We start from the raw sequence: 21,706 nt of genomic DNA, 5'->3' as shown, positions 1-21,706 counted from the left end.
CTTAGGACTTTCCCTGCAGGAGTTCGAACCGGTCAGCATCTCAGTTGCCCGCACCGCGCGCGACATCTTCGAGATAGGCGCCGTAACCGTTCTTACCGAAAGTCTTTGCACGCTCACGAAGCGCGTCGACTGAAATCCAGCCTTTCTGAAAGGCGATCTCATCGGGAGAACCAACCTGAAGGCCTTGGCGCGCCTGCAGAGTGCGCACGAAATTCCCGGCATCGAGCAGGCTCGCATGGGTGCCGGTGTCGAGCCACGCATAACCGCGCCCCATCCGACCAACCGTCAACGTGCCCTCTTGCAGATACTGTTCAAGCAGGTCCGTGATCTCCAACTCCCCGCGCGCGGACGGCTCGACCGCGCGTGCGCGCTCAGAGGCTTTCCCGTCGAGGAAATAGAGGCCCGTGACCGCGTAATTCGAAGCAGGCTTTTCCGGCTTTTCGACGATCGACTGCGCGCGGTCATCCTTGTCGAAAGCAACAACGCCGTAACGCTCGGGATCGCTCACCCGGTAGCCGAATACGGATCCGCCTGTCCTGCGCGCATCCGCCTCGGCGAGCAATTCTGGCAAACCATGGCCAAAGAAAACGTTATCGCCCAGAACCATCGCCGAAGGCGCACCATCAAGAAACTCTTCGGCTAGAATGTATGCCTGAGCCAGCCCATCGGGCGATGGCTGCTCAATCCAGGTAAACGCAACGCCCCACTGGCTACCGTCACCAAGGACGCGCTGGAATTGCGCCTGATCTTCCGGAGTAGTAATCACCGCGATCTCGCGAATGCCCGCCAGCATCAACGTGGTTAGCGGGTAGTAAATCATTGGCTTGTCATAAACCGGAAGAAGCTGTTTTGAGACGCCCATGGTTACAGGATAAAGCCGCGTGCCGGAGCCGCCCGCCAGAATAATGCCTTTGCGTTTCGTCATACCGCTTCCAATTCAGTTAACACTTCATTCAATCCCGATATCCAATCGGGTCTATTCAGGCCAAATACGGCCAGGTCGCTGCAGTCGAGCCGCGAGTTGAGCGGCCGTTTTGCGGGCGTCGGATACTCGGCGGTAGGGATATCCACCACCGTCACGCTGCGCCCGGCCTGCGCGAAGATCTCCCGCGCGAAGCCTGCCCAGCTTACATCGGGAGAGCCTGCGAAATGGTAAACGCCGCTCTTCTCGGGCGCGCGCTGCAACTCTTGCGCCATCGTCAGGCAGGCCTCGGCGATCGCCTTGGCGGGCGTCGGTCCCCCGATCTGGTCGGCGACGATCGTCAGGTGATCGCGGCTTTCCGACAGGCGCAGCATCGTCTTCACGAAATTCCCGCCATGGGCCGAGAAGACCCAGCTGGTGCGCAGAATGGCGAAGGGGCCGCCTGCAGCGCGGATCGCCTCTTCGCCTGTGAGCTTGGTGCGGCCATAGGCGCCCAGCGGGCGGGTCGGATCGGTGGGCTTGAACGGCGCGTCGCCCGAGCCGTCGAAGACGTAATCGGTGGAGATGTGAACGACGGGAATGCCGAGGTCGCGGCAGGCTTCGGCCATCGCCGCGGGCGCGTCACCGTTGACGGTTTGGGCGAGCGCCTCTTCTTCTTCGGCCTTGTCGACAGCCGTGTAGGCCGCGGCATTGATCACCGCCTCGGGCTTGGCCTCCCGGATCGCCTTTGCTGTAGCGCCGGGATCATTCAAATCGACCCTATTCCGGCCTAAGAACGCCGCATCGGGCACGAGGCGCCGTAGCTCCTGCGCGACTTGGCCGGTCTGTCCGAAGACGAGGATCATGCCTTGCCCAACCTTTCACCGACGCCGTGCCGCTCCAGCAGCGGGCGCCACCAGTCCTCATTCTCGAGATACCAGCGCACGGTGCGCTCCAGCCCCTCCTCGACGGTGACGCTCGGGCGCCAGCCCAGCTCCTCGCGGATGCGGGTTGGGTCGATCGCGTAGCGCGCATCGTGGCCGGGGCGATCGGTGACGAAGGTGATCAGATCGGCATAGGGCGCATCGCCCGGACGCAGTTTATCGAGAATGGTGCAGATCGTCTGGACCAGTTCGAGGTTCGACCGCTCGTTCTCGCCGCCGATATTGTAGCTGCGACCCAAGGCGCCCTTCTCCAGCACCAGCAGCAGCGCATCGGCGTGGTCCTCGACATAGAGCCAGTCGCGCACGTTGGACCCGTCGCCGTAGATCGGCAGCGGTTTGCCCGCGAGCGCGTTCAGGATCACGACTGGGATCAGCTTTTCCGGGAAGTGATAGGGGCCGTAATTGTTCGAGCAATTGGTGAGCACGACGGGCAAGCCGTAGGTCTCGTGCCAAGCGCGCACGAGATGGTCCGAGCCCGCTTTCGAGGCAGAATAGGGACTGTTCGGGGCGTAGGGCGTCTCTTCGGTGAACTGGCCGGTGGCGCCGAGCGTGCCATAAACCTCGTCAGTCGAGATGTGATGGAAGCGGAAACTCTCGGGGCGGCCTTCACCCTCCCAGTAGGCACGCGCCGCCTGCAGCATGTTGTAGGTGCCCATCACGTTCGTCTCAATAAAGGCGCCGGGACCGTCGATCGAGCGGTCCACATGGCTTTCGGCGGCGAGATGCATTACCGCGTCGGGCTTGTGACGGGCGAAGATCGCCGCCAAAGCCTCGGGGTCGCGGATATCGGCCTGCTCGAACGCATAAAGCGGGCTGTCGGCGACGGGCGCGACATTCTCGAGGCAGGCGGCATAGGTCAACGCGTCGAGGTTCACCACCTCATGGCCGCGCGAGACGGCGAGGCGGACGACGGCGGAGCCGATGAACCCGGCCCCGCCGGTGACGAGGATCTTCATGCTGCGCCCTCCCAGGTGAAGGGGCTATCGAAAGTAGCGAACAGAGGTGCCTCGGCATCCTTGCCGGACAAAACAGGCTCTGTTCCTGCGGAAAGCGGCCAGACTATGCCCAGATCGGGATCGTCCCAGCGGATCGCGCCTTCACACTCGGGCGCGTAGTAATCCGAGCATTTGTAGACGATCTCGGTGCCCGGCTCGAGCGTTACGAACCCATGCGCAAACCCGGCCGGGATCAGTAGCTGCTTGCCGTTCTCGAAGCTCAGCTCGGTGCCGAACCATTGCCCGTAGGTCGGGCTGCCCTTGCGGATATCGACCGCGACATCCCAGAGCCGCCCGCGCCCGCAGCGCACCAGTTTCGCCTGAGCGTGGGGAGGCGCCTGAAAGTGCAGCCCGCGCACCGTGCCCACGGCCTCCGAGACCGAATGATTGTCCTGCACGAAACCAATCTCGATCCCGGCTTCGGCAAATCGCTTCGCCGAATAGCTCTCGGAGAAAAATCCGCGGCGATCGCTGAATCGCTTCGGGGTGATCAGCAACAGCCCATCGAGGCTGGTCTTCTCAATCATCATGAATAGGAAACCTGTGAAGTTTGTTCAGCTATCTGAATAGATGCCGAATTGGTAAGGAACGTAGCATTGCTGGAAATGCCAGGAGAGCTGTGTCCAGACGAAGAAGACAGTCGTGAGCAAGGCATAGGGCGCGAAGGTCCAGAGCTGCCGATTGCGCAGTCCCTGCAGATAGGGAATCCTCACGAAAATCACGAGCTGCAACGGAATGAGGTAATACCCAAAACGATCGCCAATCACGGAAGACACAAAGAAAAGCCCAAAGGAGGCGACCATCAGCCACGCTGCGATCGTCACCAATTTATAGTCTTGCGGAAACTGACGCTTCCAAAGGGGCCGAATTTTCAACAGGTAAAGCGCCCCGGACAAGACGAGGACAAGAAGTCGAAAAGCCGCCCCCGCTGCGTCGACGCCCGTTCCGACATAACGGCCCATCGCCTCATCCGCCGCAGCAGTTTGCGTCATCAAATAGAGACCGGGCAGAGCCAGCAGCATCGAGAACGCCACATTGCGTTTCGTGAATTGAAGATGAATGAACGGCGCAAACGCCAGAAAGATCATCGCACTGCGATGAAACAGAACCGCGAGTCCCACGAGCGCGACGTAGCGAAGTAGCTTCCGATCCACAAATGCGGCGAATGCGAAGCACATGATACCAATCGCCTCAGCTTGGCGGATCGCCGACATCGGCATGTTGATGACGAGGATCGGAAAGGCGAGCACGAGAACAGCGAGCGGATTTGGTTGCCGCCGTGCGAGGGAGTGGAGCCCCCAGAAAAAGACCCCCGACGCGATGACAAGAAGGTAGGTGTAACTCTGTCCCGCTTGCTGCAAGAGCGCGATGATCGCCCAATGAGCAGGCTCGCTATATTGAAAGGCAGAATCTAGCGAACGGCCGTCCATAATATACCAATTCGCGAGATATCCGCTCCAGTCGCAGCCGACTTCATATCTAAATCCGGCAACAACAAAGAGGCTCACGAGAGCGAGCCAGTAGAGCCCGCCCCGCTTAGCCGCGCGCCCGAGCAAGATCAGGAAACTGTAGATCGAGTAATAGACCAGCATCGCGAATGGCTCAGTGGCCGCGGCGTTTTTTTGAATGCGTCACGGCGACATCTCGAAGCATCTGGGCAACGCGGGGGCCCCAGACCTGAAGCGAATACTGCTCTTCGACCTTTTTGCGCCCCGCCGCTCCCATACGGGCACGCAACTTGCGATCGGTCAGAAGCGCGTCAAGTGCCTCCCGCCATTCCGCCTCATTTGAGGCAAGGAACCCGTTCACACCGTGCTCCACGATTTCGGAATTCACGCCCACAGGGGAGGCGATCACCGGCAAGCCACAGGCCATGTATTGGATGAGCTTGTAGCCGCATTTTCCGCGCGCCCAGGGAGTATCCGTCAAAGGCATGATGCCAATATCCATTTTTTGGATCTCGGAAACCTCTTCTTCCTCAGACCAAGCAAAATTATCGACACAGGGATATCGCGATGCCGTCGCGCCGGCACCGATCACGCGCAAGCGCGCGGACATCCGGGAAATCGTATGTTGAAGCATTGGCATCATGGGCTCTAGAAATAATCCCCAAGTGTTCGGGGTCCCAATCCACCCAACAGAAACACTTTTTCTTGCTTCAGCGTCCTTCTCCCTCGGTGAATATACTTCGGAGTCGACGACAGTCGGAACCACTCTCACCTCGGACGCTCCAGCTTTTTGCGCACGATCGGCAAGATAGGAATTGCCTGCGGCCACAAGAGAAGAAATTGCCATTACTCGATCGATCTTGTGCCCCATGACCCGGCGCACGATCGCGGAACGATGAATATCATAATTGTGAAATATGGCGTCATCATAGTCGCTCACAATCGGCACGTGCTCTGGCAAAAATGCGCGCTCAATCAGCCAGGGAAGCCACGGCAAGGCTTCTTTTTCGATCCACACCAGATTCGTATCACGAAGGACTTTGAAGGCCGTGAAACGCCGCCAAAATGCGAAAACAGACTGGGCCGACGTGTTCTCGCCCGCATACCTTCTCTGAAGATACAAATCCCCAAAAAAAGGCAATACCTCTAGATATATACCAGCGGCTTCCAAATATGGAGAAAATTGCATTATTCGTAAACGGCTGGATGCCCCGAGCCGGCCATAGCGCGAAAGCGCATGAATGCGAATTGGTTTAGGTTTGCTTTCGGGTCGCAGACACATCATTGCGACGGCCTATGCAGGATGTCTTCGTAAAGATTGCGATAAGCCGCGATGCCGCTCTTTAGCGAAAAGACCTCTTCAGCGGCTCGCCGGCAGCGATCGGGTAAATCAGGATCTTCAAGCAGCGACTGGAGCTTGTCCCAGGCCACATTCATATCTTCTTTTGAAGCACTCTCGACGAGCACACCGACGTCGTACTTGCGAATAATTGCGGCAACATCGCCGACGCCATCATTCGCAACAACAGGCATGCCACAGCCGAGAATTTCCCCCATGCGGGTTGGGCTGCTTCCAAGCTTTGAAAGCCCATTTGTGAAAAACATCACCGATGCCGTCTGATCACGCAAGATATCCGGGACTTGTTCTGACGGACTCGGCGCGATCTCAAGTCGCTCGAGAGCCGCCTCGTTGCCGCGAAACGCGGCGCGCACCTCTTCAGGGTCATCGCGCGTTGTGAGAGCGATCCTGATATTTGGCCTTCGCTCAACCGCAACGGACAAAAAGCTTACGAGCCAATCCAACTTGAACCAACCGCTTAGGACTGTTCCCAGACAACCGATCTCAATCGCGTCAGGCTTATTCTCGGCAGGCACGAACCGGTCGAGATCGGCGCAAGTCGGAATGACAACAATACACTGATTGGCGAGCTCTGAAGAATAAATCTGACGAAGGTGCTTGACCGCTGCATCGGTTAGCGACACGACCCCTGCAGCTGACTTCAGGCAGGCCCGCTCAGCCATGACAATCGAGCGATAAAGAAAGGATCCGCGACGAAGCCTTCCGGCAGTAATCAATTCCTCGGGCCAAAGCGCACGCATGTCAAAAATGAACGGCACGCCGGTCGTGCGCGATACGATCATCGCAACAGCGGCCGGAATGTAGGAACGGGCATGAATTAATTGCGCTTGTTGGCCGCGCACCTCGCGGCGAACAAGCCACACCATCCGCAGCATCGACAAAGCAGGCGCGATTACCTTTGGCCGGGGTCGAAACCGCTGGGGTAACCAGCGAATGCCTAGCCGCTCACACTCAGTCCGCAACGCGGTAAAGCGCGCTATATCGTTCCTGTCCTCGTCCTTTTCGTATGTTATCAGAGTTATTCGACAATCTGTAGAAAGCCCTCGCAGATAGGCCAGCACTTGGCTCTGCCCAAGTGGCTCCATAAGCCCGTTGCGCGTCAGGTAAAGCGTGGGTGTCATGAAAGGCCCAATAGTTTGAGATATTTGCGAGCGGCGATCTCAGGTGCGAAATCAGCAGCGCGGCGCTTCAGCGCTTCGGCGTTCGCTGGCGCTGACAACGCAGCATCAATGGCTGAAGCCAGCGCATGCGCGTCGCCAACCGGGACGAGGTAGCCAAGTTGCCCGTTCTCAAGGATTTCTGCGGGCCCCGAAGGACAGTCCGTTGACACAACAGGCAGACCAAAAGAAAGCGCCTCAACAATCACATTGCCGAAGCCTTCATGGTCCGAGGACAGAACGAACAAATCGGCGGTTGAATAAAACGGCGAAGGGTCGGGTTGAAAACCTGCGAAGATCACCTTATCTGCGACACCTAATTTTTGCGCGAGCGCCCGCAAGTTAGCTTCGTTCTGGCCCCTTCCTAATAGCATCAATCGAGCCTCGGGATGCTCCAACATCGCAAACGCGCGGAGAAGAAGGTCATGGTTTTTTACTGGCTTGAGATTTCCGACGGACAGGATGCGTGGTCCAGTTGCCCCCCATGCGACGTTCGCTGTATCCAGTTCTTTGGGTGCGGGGTTGGCACTAGGTCGGATAGGGTTATGGATTGGAACAAAGCTCTCGCTCCCCATTCGCGATAGGACGGCCATATCGGAACACGTCCCGCGCGAGACGCCGATACGCGTCGTCGCGAGCCGATAGCCAATAAAGGTGGAGCCCCGCAATGCGAGCCTGTGGATCGCGCCGCGCGGCGCATACTGCTGTGACAAGATCGCATGTTCGCTGATAAGCACCTTCCCCCGAAATCGCGCGAGACGTGCGGCCACGGGCGCTATCACGGTGAGTGGCCACATTGCGACAATCAACGCAGCGGGACGGCGGCGACGAAGGTAACGGGCGAGGGCGAAAGGGACGTTGCGCGCTCGCGGGCTCGCGAGATCGACGATGCCGAATTTGCGCTGAGCTTCAAAAAGAAACTCACCTTCCGCTCGCATCAACACAAACTCCACTTGATGACCAGCACGAGCAAACTCATGGGCAAGATCGAGCATAACCCGTTCCGCGCCTCCACCGCGTAAGTCAGGTAGTAAAATAGAAATTCGCATTATGCCCCGAACATGACGCAAAAGGCGTCTTTGGTAGCACTACGCGCCCCCATGGCAAAGAAAGGTGAACCGAAATACCCACCTTTCCGGAAGATAGTCTCGAAAGATCTTAATCGAGACGATAACCGATTGCCATTGTAAAGGTCGGCACGCAAGCGTTGAATCACTTCGAGCTCGCGAAAACTGTATGCACCATTACGAAACGCCGAAGACCATTTTAAGTCATCCACATACTTAGACAAATACTCCATATATCCTGAATATTCCCCAGCGACATCGGCGAGAAAATCGTAGTGATCGGCCGACACAGATCGTGCCTTGCTTACTCGTTCTACGAGCGATTGCTGAGCGTAATCGCCCGTCAACGCATCATCATGTCGCCTGTAAAGTGCTGCCGGCTCATCCAGAACAACAATCCCGCCGATTGCGTTTGCAATAATGCAAGTCCACTTGTCGTGAGATATTTGAGGGTGCGCGGCGAAGTAATTCCTAGGAAGGGATTTCCTATCCCAAAGCTGCAAAATCCGTCGATCGACGGTTTGAAGACAGCCAAGCCAGACCCAAAATCCGTATTGAGTGTTCGCGCCGTAGCTACCTGGCGAAATCTTATCAGGAAACTTACGCCCCCGCGCGCTGAGCATTTTATCACTTAGCCAAGCATTCTGAAGAACCATACAACAGTTCGGCGTCACTTCAATAGCTGTTACAGCATCCGATAACTTATTTGGCAGCCAAACATCATCTTGATCGCAAAAGGCGATCCAATCCCCATTACACCGCTGCGCTGTAGAAAGGAAGTTCCCGGCGAAGCCGAGATTTACTTCGTTCCTATGAATATGAACCGGAAACGGGGCATTCCTTCGAAAATTTTCAACGATCTCGAGAGTGCTGTCAGTCGAGCCGTCATCACCAACAACAAGCTCATCAGGCAGACGCGATTGAGCAGCTAAACTATCCAGCTGCTCGGACAAAAAGCCGGAACCATTGTAGGTAGCCATAGCTACAGATATTCTTGTCAACTTGAGCTCCGCTGAAAAAATTTGATGATATTCCGCATTTTTTTATAGATTGATCCGCCCCTTCCAATCAATGACACAAAAAACGATCGGCACGTCAAATCTGAATAAAAATTGGCTACAGGAAAAATCTTGAAAAGTATTCGGATGCGTGTAGAGAGCATAATTGCGGATTCTAATTCGAATGGAAACCGGGTAACAGGGAAAAGCTGGCTGCGCACATCAAAAATATCCACGTCACCATCTTTGAGTAACGCCCAAGTGGGAATGTCTAAGGGTTTATTGAGATGTGTTTTTTCGACACGCTCCTGAAACTTTGAATCAGAATGCCACATATCCACTGTTTCTTTCATTAGATTAAGGTCGTAAGGCAGAATTCCATTGGTGAGGTACTTATCTAATGAAGCATTCAAATCAACCAAAGTTGACTGACGGACCTGCTCCAAAACATTGTATCCGACAGCTCCATGTTTAAGCGAAAAAATCGGAACGCCAATCGACCCAACAAGGGTTAGGACGGTCCCCCCCGTCAAAGGAAAGCTATCAATATATCCAAAACTTCTCTGGATGAATGGAATTATGTTTTCTAAAGGCTGATAGCCACGGAACTCCAAAAAATCGTTCCTTTTATACTCCGACCACCAAGGCTCCGCCCCTGTTTGGCCAAAGATAATGAGGGGAATCTCGTGTCTGAGCGTCAGGCTATTTACGAAACGTGGATAATTCAGATCACCATATGGGCGCACCTTATCTCGTCGCGCCATAGTTACAAGAAAACGTTCGGCCGACGGCTTCCAATGAATTTCCTCTAAAATTGGCGAAGGTATACCAATAAAGCTCTGGGAATCGGCGATCCGATACCTTTTCGTGATTGCCGCTCCGTAACCACTAACTTCGAGAAAATTCACCCTATGAAGTGGCTGAAACGAAAATGTATGATCAGCATGATTAACGAAATTCACTTTGCATCCCGCGGCGCTGGCTCTATCTGCAAAAATACAAGCATCAAGGTCACGAGGATGATTGTGCAAGTACAGCGTTTCCGTCGGGAGAACTTCAAATAGTTCATCGAGGTCACTTGCTATATATGTCGATACACCAATATCACGCAACGTATCAATAATCGTATGGGGCACCCTTGAAATGACAGAAACCTTGTCACCTGATTTTATTTGACTTTCGACCATACGGGAAAAAAGCTGGGTATGCCCTCCGGTTTCAAGCGGATTAGTGATATAATGAACCGCTCCCAAAAGCTCTCGCTTGGGCTTACTTTTTGAGTATCTTTGTGTCATGCGGATCTGAAAATCTGAATCAACAAAAATATCTGTCAGATTATGACTCAGAAAATCACCGTATAGGTAGGCGAGCGCCCTTGCTTCGCTCTGAGAGTTAGAGGAAAGAGCCCGCGACCGTAAGAAGTTTGCGAGACTTGCACGTTCACTGAAGTCGCGTTTGCGCATATCAATTCAACTCTGAATGGAACAGCTGATTGAAGCGAAAAGGCGCGCGGGCCTCGCTTGGCAACAGTTTTTTCGCAGATGCTCGCCTCACCGTTACCAGATATGATCCTTTTTGCCCCTTCGCCATTTTTTCCATAATTTCGAATGCCCCCTTGGGCGAGCAGTCATCCGAAAGAGCATTCTCTCGCAGCGAATAAGCCAGCGGAAACGTGACTTTGACCGCTTGACGGCTGCATTTCTCTTGATTGTAGGCAAAGAGCGCGAAAGTGACGAGCTGGCGCTCTTTGGTGTCTTCGGAGAGTTCCGGGTTGCCGTAGGTTTTCAGCGTTGCCTGATCATCCATGCTCTTACCTTTTCGCCGAAGGCCGCGATGCGGCCGAGCTTGCCCTTTGCCTCGGTCAGCTTCGACAGGCGCGTGAGCGTCCAGAACCCCATTGCGACAGCGCCCAGAGTTCCGATTGTCGCGCCAAGCGGCGCAGACCAGCGGCTGGCGATGTCCACGGAAACCGCCGTCAGCAGTAAGACGATTGCCTGTCTGCGCACGGCCGCGCTCAGCCGAAAATCAATTCGCGAGCGCGCCTGCCAATAGACCAGAGGCAAGTAGATAACATACATGGCAAGAAATGCGATACCTGTCGCGGTCACACCGAGGATCGGAAGTCCAATGAACGTGCCAAGAGCGAAAGCCGACATTCCCGCAGTCTCGGTTCCAACAAAGGTCTTGCCCGCCCCCGACGCCATGATGACAAATCCCAACGGCCAGCTCATGACCTTCAGAATATCGCCCAACAATTGCCAGCGCAGGATCTCGACCGCAGGCGCAAAATCGCTGGTATAGAGCAGGCTGATCACCCAGGGCACGAAGCCGAGCATCATCAAAAGGATCGGCGCCGTGAGCAGCAAGGCGACTTCGGTTTGCTCGTTCACCATTCGTGTTGCCGCCTTGGGATCGTTGATCACGGCTGTCAAACGGGGAAAATAGTCGGCCCCCATCGCGCCGAGCACAGCGCCAAGATAGGTCATTCCGATAACCCATGCCGCCTGAAATTGCCCCAGAGCATCAGGCCCGAGTTCGCGCTGCACCAGTGTCCTTACCGCGAGCGCGCCGACGGTCGCGACAACGCCACTCAGCATGAACGCGAATCCAAGCCGCGCCATCTCGCCCCACTCGCTCATCATTTCGCGCAGGATCGGCTGACGCCCCTCGAGCGGTCCGAGGCGCGACACGAAGAGATGGCCAAGCATGAAAGTCACTGCTGGCGAAACAAGCACGACAGCAATCAGGCCTTGCATTCCCCAGACCCAAAGGATGAAGATATTCGCGATCGTCCCGAGTATCCCGGCAAGGACATTAACCCGAGCGAGATCGCCGATCCTGCGCATGCCGGTGAGAAGCGCACTCTGTGAGACCGCGCCGACATTGAGCGCCACACCGATCGCGAGCCACCCGACATATTTGGACTTTTCCGGTTCGTCTAGCATTTGCTCGGCGATGACCCCGCGCAAAAGCCAGAAGCCTAATGCGCCAAGCGACGCAAGAATCAGCGCCCCCCAGAACAGAATACGACGGGTTCGTCCAATTTCGGCCGCGCCGCCTTCCGCATGCGCGGTCGCGATGCGCCGGGTGCCGACATTGCCGATCCCGAGCCCCGCAACCGTCGTCGCAGTCTGAATCAGGTTGGCATAAAGCCCGATAAGCCCCACGCCCGCCGGCCCGATCAGGACGGCGACAATTTTCATCCGGATCAGGCCAACTAGGATATTGACCACCTGCGCCGCGCCGATAATCGACGAGGAGCGCAGAATCGTCCGATAAGAACTCGTCGTACTCACGTGAGAGAATCGCGAATAGCTTCGATGCCACAGGCGGCATCCTCATGGCCTAGCTGCGGCCCCATCGGCAGGCTCAACACTTCCTCCGCCAAACATTTCGCGAGCGGTAACGCTTCGGGTGCGAACCCCATCTCTACATAGGCCTCCTGCATATGCGGCGGAATCGGGTAGTGGATCAACGTGCCGATCCCGGCTTCTTTCAGCCGCGCCTGCAAGACATCGCGCTCAGCCGAACGAACGACGTAGAGATGCCAAGCTGGCTCGGCCCAATCGGGAACATGCGGCAGGATCAACCCGCTGTCAGCGAGGCCTTCGGTATACGCAGTAGCGATGTCGCGACGCCGCTTCGTCCATACGTCGAGATGCGGAAGCTTCACCCGTAGAACGGCGGCCTGCACAGGGTCGAGGCGCGAATTTACGCCTTTGACCTCGTTCACGTATTTCTCTCGGCTACCATAATTTCGCAGAACACGGATGCGATCTGCGAGATCCTCGCGATTGGTTGTGATCGCGCCGCCATCACCGAGCGCGCCGAGGTTCTTGCCTGGATAGAAGCTCCAGCACACTACGTCGCCATGTGCGCCAATACGCTGGCCTTTGTAACGCGCACCGTGGGCTTGGGCCGCGTCTTCGACAACTGCGATCCCCTTTTCCCGAGCGAGCTTCACGATCGGATCGAGATCAGCCGGTTGCCCATAGAGGTGGACAGGCAGGAGCACCTTGGTCCGATCGGTGATCGCCGCCGCAAGCCGTGCCGGGTCGATATTATATGTCGCGGGATCGGGCTCGACAGGGACCGGGTTCGCCCCGACCGCGCTAACAGCTAGCCAGGTGGCGATGTAAGTGTTCGATGGCACGATGACCTCGTCACCGGGGCCGACGTCAAGGGCGCGTAGCGAAAGAATTAACGCATCGAGACCATTGCCAAGCCCGACTGCATGAGATGCACCGCAATACCTTGCCCATTCGGCTTCGAAAGCCTCGACTTCGGGGCCGAGGACATACCAGCCACTCTCGAGAACACGAGTGACGGCGGCGTCGATCTCAGCCTTCAACTCTCGGTAAGCGGCGCCGAGGTCTAGGAAGGGCACATTCATGCCTGCCCCCCCCGGACAGCCGCGATGAACTCGTCATAGTCGCGGTAGTAATCAGCCTCATCATAGCGGTGCGAAGCAAGAACCATGCAAACGGCTCCTTGGCTGAAGGCATCCATCTCACGCCAGATCATGCGGTTGATATAAAGGCCCTTTCGCGGATCGCGCAGCCAATATTCCGATTTGGTTTGGCCGTCGTCGATCTTCATTCGAAAGCTTCCGGACAGAGCGAAAACGACCTGCTCCAACTCCCTGTGCGCGTGCCCTCCACGCTCTGCATCTACCGGAACGTTGTAGAGATAATATACTCTCTTGATGTCAAACGGCAGATGATTACCGCCCTCAATAAATGTCAGATCACCCCGTGGATCGTGAATTTGCGGTAAGTCTACCATACGGACAGAGCCAATATCATTACCTTCGGTATTACCGATCATTTTTGTTCCTCCAATACCGCAAGATGTTGTCCCAAATCGGCTTCGTAGCGGCCTCTTAGGTATTGAAAATAAAAATTTTCGTCGTCACGTCCTAATTCATCCATCCCAAGCCGACGATAGAATGCCGCAGCATGGTTATTGCCATGACGAACGTCGATTAGGGCCATCGTTTTGCCCAGCGCATGAAAGCCTATGCCGAACGAAAGAACCGCGCTTTCGAGTGCCGCTTTCTGCGGCTTGTTTTTATCAAGGATCCAGCTACCCCAAGTGAAATGATCGTCCTCAATATCGTAAAGGCGAACCACGCCACAGCGCCTACCATCGTCAAGCCGCTCGGCTACGTAGTAATACTCAGCTCCCTCCGCTTCACGAAGCTTGTAGTCCTCGATCCAGCGGCGCTGATCCTCAACCGTGCCGGTAACGGCAGACAGATGCGCGTTATAGGCAGAATCCGTCCGCAATGCATGAATGTATCCAGCATCATCGGACTTCACCGCCCGCAACTTCAGCCGGGGCCCCGAAACCTCCAAAGGAGCCAGCGGCCTCACAAACGAACCTCGCTTGCCCCTGCGGGAAGAACGCTCTTTAGGTCGAACAGCACATGCCCGTCTTTTCCGAACGCGCGCAATCCGCCCTCCCCCATCTCGCGGAACTCTTGATGGGCAACAGCGAGAACAACAGCGTCGTAAGTGGCGAAGGTAGGCTCGGCGACTGGCGAAATACCGTATTCCGCCTGAGCCTCATCCGCGTCGACCCAAGGATCATGGACATCTACATGCATTCCATAATCGCACAACTCTGCCATTACATCGACAACCCGCGTGTTGCGCAGATCTGGGCAGTTCTCTTTAAAGGTCAGCCCGAGCACCAACACCCGAGACCCCGCAACCGGAACACCGCGCCTCAGCATCGCTTTGACGAGTTGTCCCGCGACATAAGCACCCATCCCGTCGTTGATCCTGCGTCCAGCGAGGATGACTTCGGGATGATAACCGATCGCCTCAGCCTTATGGGTCAGGTAGTAAGGATCGACGCCGATACAATGCCCACCAACCAGGCCCGGACGGAACGGTAGGAAGTTCCACTTGGTCCCAGCAGCACGCAACACCGCGTCGGTATCAATCTCAAGGCGGTTGAAGATCTTCGCGAGCTCGTTGACCAACGCGATATTGAGGTCACGTTGAGTGTTCTCGATGACTTTTGCAGCTTCGGCTACACGGATGCTTTCGGCCTTATGCGTGCCAGCCGTGACGATCGAAGCATAGAGCGCATCTACCACATCCGCAGCCTCCGGGGTCGAGCCCGCAGTAACCTTCTTGATTGTAGTCAGCCGGTGCTCTTTGTCGCCCGGGTTGATCCGCTCGGGGGAGTAGCCGCAGAAGAAATCCTCGTTGAATTTCAAACCTGAAACCTGTTCGAGCACGGGCACACAATCCTCTTCGGTTGCCCCAGGATACACCGTGCTCTCATAGATCACGATATCTCCACGCTTCAGCGCTCGGCCCACAGTTTCCGAGGCCTTGATCAAGGGCGTCAGATCGGGGCGCCTATGCGCATCGATCGGCGTCGGCACGGTGACGATGAAAATCGTCGCCTCCGCCAACCGCGTCGGGTCGTCGATGAATTCCAGATGGGATGCCTCGGCCAATTCCTCGGTCGAAATTTCGCGCGTGTGATCACGTCCAGCGCACAGCTCGGCGATGCGGTCGGAGTTGACGTCAAAGCCGATCACTGGACGGAGCTTGCCGAGTTCCACGGCAAGCGGGAGACCAACATAACCAAGGCCGATCACCGCAATTGGGCTATCTGCAGTCAATTTCATCTTAAACTGTCCTTCATTTCCGGTAATAGTCTCGGAACCACTCGACAAATTGCGCGATCCCATCTTTGAAATCAGTCTGGGGGCAATAGCCTGTCAGGTTCTGAAGCAGAGTCGCGTCGGCCCAAGTCGCGGGCACATCGCCCATCTGCATTGGCATGTAGTTGCGTTCGGCTTTCTGCCCGAGGCAGTCCTCGATCGCATCGATGAAGTCCAAAAGGCGCACTTTGTCGGAATTACCGATATTCACCACACGGTATGGCGCGACCGGAGACAGACTATCCCATTCCGGGATCTCGTCGCGCGACGCTGGACGCACTGGCACCGCATCAATTAGCAAACGGATACCGCGCACAAGATCATCGACATAGGTAAAGTCGCGATACATGTCGCCGTGGTTGTAGATATCAATCGGGCGACCATCGAGGATCGCATCCACAAACTTGTAAAGCGCGAGATCCGGTCGGCCCCAGGTGCCGTAGACCGTGAAGAAGCGGAACATTGTCGTCGGCAAATTCCACAAATGGGCATAAGAATGTCCCATCGCCTCGGTCGCCTTCTTTGTCGCGGCGTAGATCGTAAGCTGGGTATCGGCCTTCTCGGTCTCGGTGAAGGGCATCTCTTCATTCGCGCCGTAGACCGACGAGGTCGAGGCCATCAGGAGATGCTGCACTTCCAACCGGCGCGCCGCCTCCATGACATTGAAAGTGCCAATCACATTCGCATCGATATAGGCCCGCGGGTTTTCCAAGCTGTATCGCACACCCGCCTGCGCTGCGAGATGGACGATCACATCGGGTTTGAACTCATCCGCGACTTGATCGAACAGGATCTGATCTTCGAGCATCCCTTCCGTTGCCGAGAAACTTTGGTTTTGCAGCAGCATCGCATGGCGGCGTTGCTTGAGATTAACGTCGTAGTAATCTGTTATTCCATCATAGCCGTGAACGCGAAAACCTTCTCCTAGAAGAAACTTCGCAAGATGGAAGCCGATAAAACCGGCCGTCCCGGTAATAAGGATACGTTTCAAATTTTTTCCTTTTCTTCTATTTTACGTCACGCATCCGACCCGAAGCATATTGAAAAATCGTCGGGTGATACCACTGCCTGCTTGTCGCACTTTCAGGAACAGGGTTGGGCATGAGTCGTTCACCTCGCGCCACCATTTGAAGAATCTTATTGAGAGCAGGGAGGGCCACCGCCTGCTGAAGCAACGGGTAGGTTGCAAAATTGTCAGCTCGTGTCGGTGTCGTACGCTCCTGAGCGAGAATGTCGCCTGTATCGACCCCCTCGTCCACCAAGTGCAATGTTACACCGAAATTACTTTTATCATCATTCCATAGCGCCCAATAGCCGCCGTGGACGCCGCGATAGGCTGGGGTAATGCCAACATGAGTATTAATGAATGGCGAATCCACAGCGTTCATAACGATCGGTCGAAGAATGCGGGTGCCATTAACGATAACCACGTCAGGCGCGCGCGCGCGCAGGCGCTCAGCTACCTCAGTGCTGTTGACGTTGGCCACATGGATACGGTTTGCACGGACGTCGGTGGCGAGGCTCAGGCCATTGGTCCTCAATATCTCGTCTAATCGCCCGCGACTAGTGCGGCGCAACCATGGCAAGACCAGCGCAATGAATGCTACCTGTCCGGCCACTGCCGCCAACCCTAAGCGCCGCACCCGGCTGCGGAGGATAGTCTTGCGTGGCACAGGAGCTTCGATGATAACCTCGATTTCGTTATATCCAGAGCTTTGAAGCCAGTTGAGTAAGATTTCGGTCGATGGCCCTGATCCACCAAGAATAGTTAAACGCATGTGGCAGCCTTCGTCATACTACTCGTTTCCCAACCGTAAGCGTCGTGCAGGCTGCGGTAATGCTGAAGAACCGCGATCAAACCACCGAGGCTAGCGTCCAAGCCACGGCCAAAATTATGTGGATGCCACCAAAGGTGGTAGTCTGCTCCTGACTGCGCAGCGGCGGTCATCCCGCGTTCAATGTTTCCGATGTGTAACGGATGAAATAGTGCTAGTTTTCCGCTCGCAGGACGTAGGAATCGACTAGCGGGAAGGTTCGTGCATATACCGGATTCTGCTCTGGCAACGTGTGGACCCAGAAGGCCTGTGTATGCATCTGCCAACCGTAACGCGCGGCGCACCCGAGTTTGCTCCGAACTCTTCGCGGAACGATAGGCCCATTTTTGGGGGTTCCCTCTAAACGATGAAATCCCATAGCTCTCGCATATTTTAAGATGTTCGGGTCCAAATTGATTACGAGGGAAAACAATCGATTTAAGTTCGATATTTCGAGTCCGAGCAAGGAAACATGCTGCGCGAAGATCGGCCTCAAAATCCTCAGTTTTCTGACCATCCTCGAGGCAGTAATAGTGAGATAAAGTATGAGTGCCTATTTCCTGGCAGGGTGTTCTGACAATTCGATCAACCAAAGAAGCGCCAAAATAATACGGATCTCGGCTTTCTTTTGACCCGACCTCATCAAGATACCTATAACTTGACAAACGTGGATTCGAATAGAGGGGCCGTTCGTCCACTGGCGGCAAACACGCCATTAACTCATCGCGGTCTGCGCACATCGCAAAACCAACGGTAGCCCAAGTCGCGTAGATTCCATATTCAGCAAAAAGATCGAGTATTCTCGGAATTGCCTCGCGAGCACCAATTATATTCTGACCGTAGGCGTTGCGATCAGAATGATCCCGAACCCCCCAAAGCAGCTCAAAGTCGAGCGAAATGATGAAGCGACCGCTCATTCCTTTATCTCCTTTTCCGAATGCGTTTTTTCCGAAAAAGTGATACCTCCTTTCTTGCTCAGCTCCCCACGCAGATCTTCGATTTCAGATTTGAGCGCCTCATACTCGGCAACCTTACGCTCGAGAAAACGACGCGTAAGAGAACTTTTTTCGGCAACCCCTTTCGGCGTCAAAATATAAGCGTAACGATGCTTGTGTTTTGAAGCCGAGAAGTTGCCGAGCTTGACTAACCCTTTATCGACAAACGCCTTGAGGACGTAGTTGATCGCTCCAACGCTGATGCCGACATGTTGGGAGAGCTCACGCTGGCTGATTGAAGGCTTCTCTTCGATAAGGCGCAGGATGCGATACCTTGCATCTTCGCGAGCTCGCTCCTGAACCTCGCTCATCGCCGCGCCCCATCATCAATTGCTACCGCACGAGAGCGGACCGCGGTCCGCCTCGTGGCAATGGTTTGTTTTTTTGAATACATGGCAAGCATGACGTTCAATTTTGAACGTAGCTCATCGCCTGAGAATGCACAACCGAGGAGGAGGAAGCGGCGTGGACCTTTCGTCTATGTCAGCAGAGGACCGCCCAGCGCTGGCCATCTAATGGCGCGCCGCTTCCCGATAGGCAAGCGAAATACATATTTCTAGCAGCTAAGTGCGAAGTTCCGCCCACCAGCGACAAGGTTTGCGCGTTCAAGGTTTGCGCACTTAAGACCCTGAGACCTTCATTGAGGAAGACCGGGCGCAACGGACAAGAGGCGCCCCACCCGAAAGACCGCGCAGTGACTGCGGTAGCCCCGCAAACGTTGAATGAAACCCTCAAGGGTCATGATGATCATTACCGAAGCGTGGCTCTGAGTTGTGAGCGGCGCTCTATGTCAAATTTTCTTTTCATAAAGTTGAGTGAGTAAGAAGAAAATTTGACAGTTCGAGCAAAGCCAACTCAGCGACCAGCGGCATCGCGAGGACAACAACTCAGAAAGCGATCGGCTCAAGTAGATCCGCAATCATTGCAAGTCGCCCCCCTTCCCCGTAGCGCTCGCGCCCCAGAGCATGCCCCATGATATCGCGCCGGATCCGCTCATCGATCTCAGCTGCAAGCATCCGATCTTCAAACGCATGCCGCAAGCTGTAGAGAGAATGCCGCTCGCTCTCGAGCAGGCCTGCATCCCGCAGATAGGTGTTCACAGTGGCACTCAGCGTGGCCGAGCTTTCGCGATAACGCGAAAACCCATCCGGGAACGCTCGCATCGCCTCGAGCGACACCCCGTGCAGCGGCATCACCCGTTCCGCATTCTGCGTCTTCAGAACCCGCCCGATCGGCTGCAACAGCAAATGCGGGATCGGATCCTCGAGCCGGATTTCCTCGGGTCGTAGCGCTGCAATCTCGCTCGGACGCAGCCCGGTATTCACCATCACGAGCAAGATCGCCCGTGCCTGCGGCTCCAGCCCATCGAGCGCACCGGGGGCCAGCAAGCGATCCCGGACCCACGGATCGGAGAAGGAAGGCCGCCGCGCTGCTTTCCCCTGCCGGAAGCCGAGATCCTCGAGCGGCAGTTCGAGCCCGAGCCGCTTGTCGCGGATCACGCGCCTCAACACCGCACTTAGATGCGTCAGGTCCTTATTCGCGGAATTCGCGGTGAGCCCTTCGCACGCCATCCGCACTGCCCACCAATCGCGAAAATCGAGGAAATCATCGCGCGTCAGATCATCAAGCGGCTTGTCCCCGACAACCGCGATGAAATTCTGCACCGCCTTGAGATGCGGATAGCGCCAGCGCCGCACCTGATCCGCGCTCTTGCCCAATGTCTTGTCGCGTGCGAGCCCCCAGAACAGCTCGAGCGCCCGCGATACGGTGATCAACGGCAGCTCCGCCCCACCAAGAAGGGAGTCCGCTCCAAGCGGGTCGCGCATCTCGTCACTGGTGACCAGATCGATACGCGCGAGCAGCTCTTGCACAGGCAGACGCGCCACCTTGCGCGCATCGAGAAACCGGTAGCCTCGCGCCTTGGCAAACCGCTTGGCCGCAGCAAACCGCGCCTCCGCGTCTTCCGTGTCGCCATCGAGCATCGCCTCCCAGACCTCGATCTGCTCGGCCCAGAGCACCGGCGCCTTTTGTCGCGCCACCGTCTCAGACCCAGTTCGAAGGCTGATCACCACCTCGCGGCGCGGATCGACAGCGGCATACCCCTTGGGAACTCGCCGACGCAGATGCCAGACTTCGCCACGCTTGGTGATATTCATCGCACATCTCCGGTAAAGAGCCTTGTGTATCGCCATGTGTAGCACAAAAGCCTTCCCTAGGGAAGCGAATTCAACGTAAATAATTGATTTATTTATATTTGGATACGATTTCTAATTGAAAATCGAGGTGGATATGTCGGAGAGGAATTCCGACAATAAGCCCTGAGAAATGCTCATAAGATTACCCCGCCCTCCGTTCAGAGTCGGCGGGCGTGATCGACAACCTGAGCCAGCACTCCAGCGGCCATCTCTAGTGCAGACCTCGCATGCGCGACATATCCGAAGGGTTCGACGAGCCGCGCAATTTCCGCGTCCCCCACTCCGGCGGCGCTCAACGCCGCTTCGCGCAATTGACGCGCTCGAAGGCTTCCCTGAGCCCCAATGTAGAAAGCGGGCGTCTCCAAGGCATGCCTCAAAAGCCGGGTTTCGCGCTCATGGTCGTGGAAGAAAAGCGTGACGGCAGTGCGATGATCGACATGTGCCGTGTCGGGCCAGGTCTTGCCGGAAAACGCGCATGCGCCTGCGATGCCGTCGCGCGTCTCCTTGGCTCCGGCATATAGCGCGACCGGCAATCCCGCTGCCTGCGCAAGCGCGGAAAATCCTCGAGGCTCGGGACCATCGCCAAAGACCAGAACGCGCACCTTGGGGCGCAACGTTATTGTCAGACCGCCAGGCGTCGCGCCGTTTTCGATCTGACCATCCGGCAGCACCGTCAGCGTCACATTTTCACGCGCGACCAGACGGCGTCGCGCCACGTCCAGAATCTCACGTTCCGAGGCCGGCAGCAAGGTGACTTCCAGCCCGCCCCCACAAGGCAATTGAATATCCATGAAAGGCGACCCACGCCCGTAACGCAGCACTTTCGGAGCGCCTGATTTCAAAGCCTCCACCGCATGAAGCGCGACGTCCTCATCGATACATCCCGACGACAAATTACCGAACCGCCGCCCGGCGCCATCGACGGCCATGCCCGACCCGAGCGGGCGATATGACGGACCCTCGACATGACTGATGAAACATAGACACATTGGCGCCGGCCCCATGAGCCGGGCCAAGGGCCATTCGGTCTCGCATAGAACTGTCGTCGACTGATCCATGCCATTTATCCTCTTAGGAAGGGGGGCGTTTCTCTGCATATCTCGATCGCGGATCGGCGGCTCAGCTTGCGCCGTCATCCGTGCGACCA

Annotated in this window: 22 protein-coding genes; all 22 read right to left on the bottom strand. The window is 56.1% G+C overall.

Annotated features, from left to right (window positions below; all coding sequences use genetic code 11):
- Window positions 1-40: 40 nt before the first annotated feature.
- Window positions 41-925, bottom strand: a complete 885-nt coding sequence (rfbA, locus tag B6V76_RS18625) for a glucose-1-phosphate thymidylyltransferase RfbA (protein ID WP_088728178.1) — start codon at window positions 923-925, stop codon at window positions 41-43.
- Window positions 922-1,767 (bottom strand): dTDP-4-dehydrorhamnose reductase, encoded by an 846-nt coding sequence (rfbD, locus tag B6V76_RS18620; RefSeq protein ID WP_088728177.1) that lies wholly within the window; start codon window positions 1,765-1,767, stop codon window positions 922-924. Before rfbD ends, rfbA begins: the two co-directional genes overlap by 4 nt.
- Entirely contained in the window at window positions 1,764-2,801 is a 1,038-nt protein-coding gene (rfbB, locus tag B6V76_RS18615) for a dTDP-glucose 4,6-dehydratase (protein WP_088728176.1), read from the bottom strand. The genes rfbD and rfbB overlap by 4 nt, the downstream gene beginning before the upstream one ends.
- The gene (gene rfbC, locus B6V76_RS18610; protein ID WP_088728175.1) at window positions 2,798-3,370 is read right to left on the bottom strand and encodes a dTDP-4-dehydrorhamnose 3,5-epimerase; all 573 of its coding nucleotides are present in this window, start codon (window positions 3,368-3,370) and stop codon (window positions 2,798-2,800) included. Before rfbC ends, rfbB begins: the two co-directional genes overlap by 4 nt.
- A gap of 24 nt (window positions 3,371-3,394) precedes the next feature.
- A complete protein-coding gene (locus B6V76_RS18605; protein WP_088728174.1) occupies window positions 3,395-4,432 on the bottom strand; it encodes an EpsG family protein in 1,038 nt (345 codons plus the stop codon).
- Between the two features lie 10 nt (window positions 4,433-4,442).
- Window positions 4,443-5,573 carry a glycosyltransferase family 4 protein gene (locus B6V76_RS18600; RefSeq protein ID WP_206184243.1) on the bottom strand — a complete coding sequence of 377 codons (1,131 nt, stop codon included), beginning with the start codon at window positions 5,571-5,573 and terminating at the stop codon, window positions 4,443-4,445.
- The gene (locus B6V76_RS18595) at window positions 5,570-6,733 is read right to left on the bottom strand and encodes a glycosyltransferase (RefSeq protein WP_240497899.1); all 1,164 of its coding nucleotides are present in this window, start codon (window positions 6,731-6,733) and stop codon (window positions 5,570-5,572) included. Before B6V76_RS18595 ends, B6V76_RS18600 begins: the two co-directional genes overlap by 4 nt.
- A gap of 32 nt (window positions 6,734-6,765) precedes the next feature.
- A complete protein-coding gene (locus B6V76_RS18590) occupies window positions 6,766-7,854 on the bottom strand; it encodes a glycosyltransferase (RefSeq protein WP_088728172.1) in 1,089 nt (362 codons plus the stop codon).
- On the bottom strand, window positions 7,854-8,873 hold the full coding sequence (locus tag B6V76_RS18585; protein WP_276206144.1) for a glycosyltransferase: 1,020 nt from the start codon (window positions 8,871-8,873) through the stop codon (window positions 7,854-7,856). Before B6V76_RS18585 ends, B6V76_RS18590 begins: the two co-directional genes overlap by 1 nt.
- Window positions 8,870-10,333, bottom strand: a complete 1,464-nt coding sequence (locus B6V76_RS19765) for a hypothetical protein (RefSeq protein WP_141104945.1) — start codon at window positions 10,331-10,333, stop codon at window positions 8,870-8,872. The genes B6V76_RS18585 and B6V76_RS19765 overlap by 4 nt, the downstream gene beginning before the upstream one ends.
- 1 nt (window position 10,334) lies before the next feature.
- Window positions 10,335-10,676, bottom strand: a complete 342-nt coding sequence (locus tag B6V76_RS18580) for a hypothetical protein (RefSeq protein ID WP_088728170.1) — start codon at window positions 10,674-10,676, stop codon at window positions 10,335-10,337.
- Window positions 10,655-12,166 (bottom strand): O-antigen translocase, encoded by a 1,512-nt coding sequence (locus B6V76_RS18575; protein WP_088728169.1) that lies wholly within the window; start codon window positions 12,164-12,166, stop codon window positions 10,655-10,657. The genes B6V76_RS18580 and B6V76_RS18575 overlap by 22 nt, the downstream gene beginning before the upstream one ends.
- Window positions 12,163-13,263, bottom strand: a complete 1,101-nt coding sequence (locus B6V76_RS18570) for a DegT/DnrJ/EryC1/StrS family aminotransferase (protein WP_088728168.1) — start codon at window positions 13,261-13,263, stop codon at window positions 12,163-12,165. Before B6V76_RS18570 ends, B6V76_RS18575 begins: the two co-directional genes overlap by 4 nt.
- Window positions 13,260-13,697, bottom strand: coding sequence for an FdtA/QdtA family cupin domain-containing protein (locus B6V76_RS18565; protein WP_088728167.1), 438 nt, complete (start codon window positions 13,695-13,697; stop codon window positions 13,260-13,262). Before B6V76_RS18565 ends, B6V76_RS18570 begins: the two co-directional genes overlap by 4 nt.
- On the bottom strand, window positions 13,694-14,245 hold the full coding sequence (locus B6V76_RS18560) for a GNAT family N-acetyltransferase (RefSeq protein WP_088728166.1): 552 nt from the start codon (window positions 14,243-14,245) through the stop codon (window positions 13,694-13,696). Before B6V76_RS18560 ends, B6V76_RS18565 begins: the two co-directional genes overlap by 4 nt.
- Window positions 14,242-15,519 carry a Vi polysaccharide biosynthesis UDP-N-acetylglucosamine C-6 dehydrogenase TviB gene (tviB, locus tag B6V76_RS18555; protein WP_088728165.1) on the bottom strand — a complete coding sequence of 426 codons (1,278 nt, stop codon included), beginning with the start codon at window positions 15,517-15,519 and terminating at the stop codon, window positions 14,242-14,244. Before tviB ends, B6V76_RS18560 begins: the two co-directional genes overlap by 4 nt.
- A 13-nt stretch (window positions 15,520-15,532) precedes the next feature.
- Window positions 15,533-16,546, bottom strand: a complete 1,014-nt coding sequence (locus tag B6V76_RS18550) for an NAD-dependent epimerase/dehydratase family protein (protein WP_088728164.1) — start codon at window positions 16,544-16,546, stop codon at window positions 15,533-15,535.
- A 16-nt stretch (window positions 16,547-16,562) separates the two neighbouring features.
- Window positions 16,563-17,333 carry a formyl transferase gene (locus tag B6V76_RS18545; RefSeq protein ID WP_088728163.1) on the bottom strand — a complete coding sequence of 257 codons (771 nt, stop codon included), beginning with the start codon at window positions 17,331-17,333 and terminating at the stop codon, window positions 16,563-16,565.
- Window positions 17,324-18,286 (bottom strand): polysaccharide deacetylase family protein, encoded by a 963-nt coding sequence (locus B6V76_RS18540; RefSeq protein WP_088728162.1) that lies wholly within the window; start codon window positions 18,284-18,286, stop codon window positions 17,324-17,326. The genes B6V76_RS18545 and B6V76_RS18540 overlap by 10 nt, the downstream gene beginning before the upstream one ends.
- Window positions 18,283-18,675, bottom strand: coding sequence for a MarR family EPS-associated transcriptional regulator (locus B6V76_RS18535; RefSeq protein ID WP_088728161.1), 393 nt, complete (start codon window positions 18,673-18,675; stop codon window positions 18,283-18,285). Before B6V76_RS18535 ends, B6V76_RS18540 begins: the two co-directional genes overlap by 4 nt.
- Before the next feature lie 576 nt (window positions 18,676-19,251).
- Entirely contained in the window at window positions 19,252-20,520 is a 1,269-nt protein-coding gene (locus B6V76_RS18530) for a DUF6538 domain-containing protein (RefSeq protein WP_088728160.1), read from the bottom strand.
- Between the two features lie 197 nt (window positions 20,521-20,717).
- Complete coding sequence (locus B6V76_RS18525) at window positions 20,718-21,617, bottom strand: XdhC family protein (RefSeq protein ID WP_166504638.1); 900 nt, start codon at window positions 21,615-21,617, stop codon at window positions 20,718-20,720.
- Between the last annotated feature and the right edge of the window lie 89 nt (window positions 21,618-21,706).

It is taken from the genome of Thioclava sp. IC9, assembly GCF_002213225.1.
Taxonomy (GTDB): Bacteria; Pseudomonadota; Alphaproteobacteria; order Rhodobacterales; family Rhodobacteraceae; genus Thioclava; species Thioclava nitratireducens.
The sequence above is the reverse complement of the archived record's forward strand: the minus strand, read 5'-3'. Positions and strand labels throughout refer to the sequence as shown.